This is a genomic window from Cytophagia bacterium CHB2, from assembly GCA_030263535.1.
Lineage (GTDB): Bacteria > Zhuqueibacterota > Zhuqueibacteria > Zhuqueibacterales > Zhuqueibacteraceae > Coneutiohabitans.
This window is the reverse complement of the sequence record SZPB01000485.1, coordinates 1-3,891: the sequence shown is the minus strand read 5'-3', so window position 1 is coordinate 3,891 and position 3,891 is coordinate 1. Positions and strand designations below refer to the sequence as shown.

At 55.1% G+C, this 3,891-nt stretch carries 4 protein-coding genes; all 4 read left to right on the top strand.

Annotated elements, in window-relative coordinates; all coding sequences use genetic code 11:
* On the top strand, window positions 1–233 hold a 233-nt coding region (locus FBQ85_27675; protein MDL1878913.1), incomplete at its 5' end, for a D-glycerate dehydrogenase.
* Window positions 234–592: 359 nt separating this feature from the next.
* On the top strand, window positions 593–1,501 hold the full coding sequence (locus tag FBQ85_27670) for a proline dehydrogenase (GenBank protein ID MDL1878912.1): 909 nt from the start codon (window positions 593–595) through the stop codon (window positions 1,499–1,501).
* The gene (locus tag FBQ85_27665) at window positions 1,489–2,535 is read left to right on the top strand and encodes an isochorismatase (GenBank protein MDL1878911.1); all 1,047 of its coding nucleotides are present in this window, start codon (window positions 1,489–1,491) and stop codon (window positions 2,533–2,535) included. Before FBQ85_27670 ends, FBQ85_27665 begins: the two co-directional genes overlap by 13 nt.
* The coding region (locus tag FBQ85_27660) for a hypothetical protein (protein MDL1878910.1) at window positions 2,535–3,891 on the top strand (1,357 nt) is incomplete at its 3' end. The genes FBQ85_27665 and FBQ85_27660, both read left to right, overlap by 1 nt.

Genomic DNA, 3,891 nt, shown 5'->3' with positions numbered 1-3,891 from the left:
AAAAGAATGTCATTGCCGGCGCAGCGCTCGATGTTTACGAAAACGAACCGGCGGTGCATCCCGGCTTGTTGCCGCTGGAGAATGTCGTGCTCACGCCGCACACCGCCAGTGCTACGATTGAAACGCGCAATAAAATGGCCACCATGGCCGTAACCAATTTGCTTGCCGGTTTGCGGGGCGAGAAGCCGCCGAATCTCGTGAATGAAGAGGTGTGGGGCAAGCATCGCAAGTGATTGCGGATTTGAGATTGCCGATTTCGGAGTGCAAATCAACTATGAAATGTCGTTTATAGCGGTTTTTAATTGAATGGACAGGTTTGTAGCCCCCGCCCCTCGTGGGCGGCTGCCGAAGCCACTAAACTCACAGTTGCGACAGTGCCCCACAAGGGGGCAAGGCTACGACTCCTGCACACGCATTTGAAAGATGCTATAAATAATTTTCCCATATCTCAAACCGCGAATGAACGCGAATAAACACGAATTAAGGCATTCGCGTGTATTCGCGGTTTAGAGAAAATGAGTAACTTACTTAAACGGTACTCCTAAAATCCGCAATCTCTAATCAACAATCCGAAATCGGAGGAGGAGGAAATGTGGAGTTGCTCAATAAACTGATTGTCAAAACCATACCGCTGGTGCCCAAGCCGCTGGTGCGGCGCGCTTCGAGCCGTTATATAGCCGGCGACAAGATCGCGGACGCGGTGCGCGTGGTGCGCGAACTGAACCAGCGCGGCATGATGGCTACGCTCGATATTTTGGGCGAGCACATCTCGCGGCGCGAAGAAGCCACGGCCACTGCAGATGAATATATTCACGCACTGGAAACGATTGACCGGGAAAAGCTTGACAGCAATGTTTCGATCAAGCTGACGGCCTTCGGGCTGAAGCTGGATTTTAACTTCTGTCTGGAAAATGTCCGGCGCGTGGTGGCGCGCGCGCAGGCGTTGAGTAATTTTGTGCGTATTGATATGGAAGATTCGTCCTGTACCACGGACACCTTGCGTATGTACGAGATGCTGCGCAAGGAGTACAGCAATGTCGGCACGGTGATTCAGGCTTACATGCGCCGCGCGATTTTGGATATCCGCCAGTTGCTGTCCAATGGCGCGCCCACCAACATACGGCTGTGCAAAGGCATCTACGTCGAGCCGCGCAACATCGCCTTCAAAAATCGTGAACTGATCAACAAGAATTTTACCTTTTTGCTCAATGAATTGCTGCGGCGCGGCGCCTACGTTGGCATTGCCACGCATGACGAACGTCTGGTGTGGGACGGTGTGCGCCTGGTGGATGAGTTGAAACTGCCGAAAACCGGATATGAATTTCAAATGCTGCTGGGCGTCGATGAAGAGTTGCGCGATTTCATCGTCAATTCCGGGCATCGCTTGCGTGTGTATGTGCCGTTTGGCAGGCAATGGTATGCTTATTCCGTGCGCCGGCTGCAAGAAAATCCGCAAATCGCCGGTTACGTTGTGCAAAACTTTTTTGGATTGGGAAAGTAACTGTGACTCCATTCGAACTTCCGCTGCCGCCTCATTTCGACGCCGGCAAGGTCGGCGAAGTTTGGCGCGTGCCTTATCATGAGCGTGCGCAACAGGCTGAGAGCTGGGCAAAACAACATGGCATCGCGCCTGCTGCGTATGATCGCTTCCGCATCTGCCTGCTGCCCGTCGATGTGCAAAACACCTTTTGCATTCCCGGTTTCGAGTTGTATGTCGGGGGACGCTCGGGCACGGGCGCGGTGGATGACAATCGCCGTTTTTGTGAATTCATTTATCGCAATCTTCATCGCCTCACGCACATTTGCCCGACGATGGACACGCATCAGGCGATGCAAATTTTTCATGCGATTTTTTTGGTGAATGAAAAAGGCGAGCATCCCGCGCCTTACACCCTGATTGCGGCGGAAGATATTCAGCAAGGCAAATGGAAATTCAATCCGGCAGTGGCGGAAAACCTGCAGCTTGAAACCAGCGAGGCGCAAAAGCATTTGCAGCATTATACCGCCGCGCTGCAAGCCGGCGGCAAATATGATTTGACCATTTGGCCTTATCATGCCATGCTCGGCGGCATCGGCCATGCGTTGGTTTCCGCGGTGGAGGAAGCCATTTTCTTTCACAGCATCGCGCGCTTGAGTCAGCCGGATTTCCAGGTGAAGGGCAACAATCCCCTCACGGAAAATTACTCCGTGTTGCGCCCCGAGGTGCTGACCGGCGCGATGGGCAAGCCGATTGCCCACAAAAACACGCGCTTGATCGCAAAATTATTGGAGTATGACGCGGTGATCATTGCGGGCCAGGCCAAAAGCCATTGCGTGGCGTGGACGATTGCCGATCTTCTGAATGAAATGGTCATCACCAATCGCGAGTTGGCGCAAAAAGTTTACTTGCTGGAAGACTGCGCCTCGCCTGTCGTTGTGCCGGGGGTGATCGACTACACCGAGGAAGCGGACGCTGCTTTCCGTAAATTTGCCGAATCCGGCATGCACGTTGTGCGTTCAACCGATCCGATCAACAGTTGGCCGGGAATTGCGTGATGACTGTTGCCTTGCGGATATTCTTGCTGCACGTTTTTCTCATTCTGGCAATGGCCGACGCCCGGGCGCAGAAGCCGGTGGTGATGGCCGAGATGGGAAACCTACCTGTGCTGCCCGTCGCGCCTGATACCTTAGCCGTGATTCTGGTCGAATTCGACGAGGTGACGCACGCCTGGTATGATTCCGCCGGCGTGCGCATTCCGTTTGATCGCGTCTATCGCTGGCGCGATTATTATAACATGATGGCGTCGCGCGGTTATTATATCACCGAACGCACCGGCGTCCGTTCGCCCGAGGGCGAGCCCGTGTTTGGCAGTCTCGTCGATTATTTTGAGGACATGTCAAATGGGAAATATTTTCCGTTGGTGCAAATCCTCAATGATTCCACGCCGGCAGGTTTGCCCAAATGGATTCCGCTGGGCGCGCCCAAAACCTCCTATTTCGGCGCGCAGAATTGGAACAAGCTTTACCGGCACGCCAAACAGCACGCCGCAGCGCGCGGGTATGATGTGCGCATCACACCGCAACGCCGCCTGGTGATCATTTATGCCGGCAATCGCCGCGGCAAGGGCGCCAAGCTTTTCGGCGTGTGCGACGCCAGAGCGTTGCCCGAGTATTTCTTTTCCTCCGAGCGCTGGACGTTCACCGGCGGCGCCAACGATTATGATGAAGCGCGCCACGCTCGCCTCTCGCACATCGGGCCGTTTTGCCATGAGTTGAATCACATGCTGGGCGAACATCATCACGACGTTCATTTGTGGGATATGATGGGCAACGGGCACAAGAACAGCGTGGAGGCCGGTTTCGGCAATTGCCCGGCGCCGATTGATCCCTGGTTTCGCGCGCAGCTTGGCTGGCTCACCGTGCATGAGATGCCGTGCAACCGCGAGGTCGAACTCGTGTACGGGGATGACGGCCGCAATTATTATCTCTGGCGCGACCCGCAACAGGCGGTTACATTGCTCTTTGAGCATCGGCGTTATCATCGCGGATATGATCGCGGCCTGCCCGGCCGCCGCTTGGGCGAGGCCGGCGGGCTGTTGATTTGGAAAATCAATGGCGGTTACAGCGATTTGATCGAGGGCATTTACCGCTTGCTTCATTCCGACGAGTCTTTCCCGGTGAATATCGGCAACCCGGATATGGAGATGACGGTCATGGAGCTGGCCGAAATGGTCGTCGAACTGGCGGGAAGTCAATCGCCTATCATCTGCATCGAACCAACCGATGATCGTATCGTGGACGATCCCAAGGTGCGGCGGCCGGACATCACCCGCGCCCGGGAAGTTTTGGGGTGGGAACCCCACATCTCCGTGGCCGATGGGCTGAGGGAGACGATTAACTATTTCCGGAATC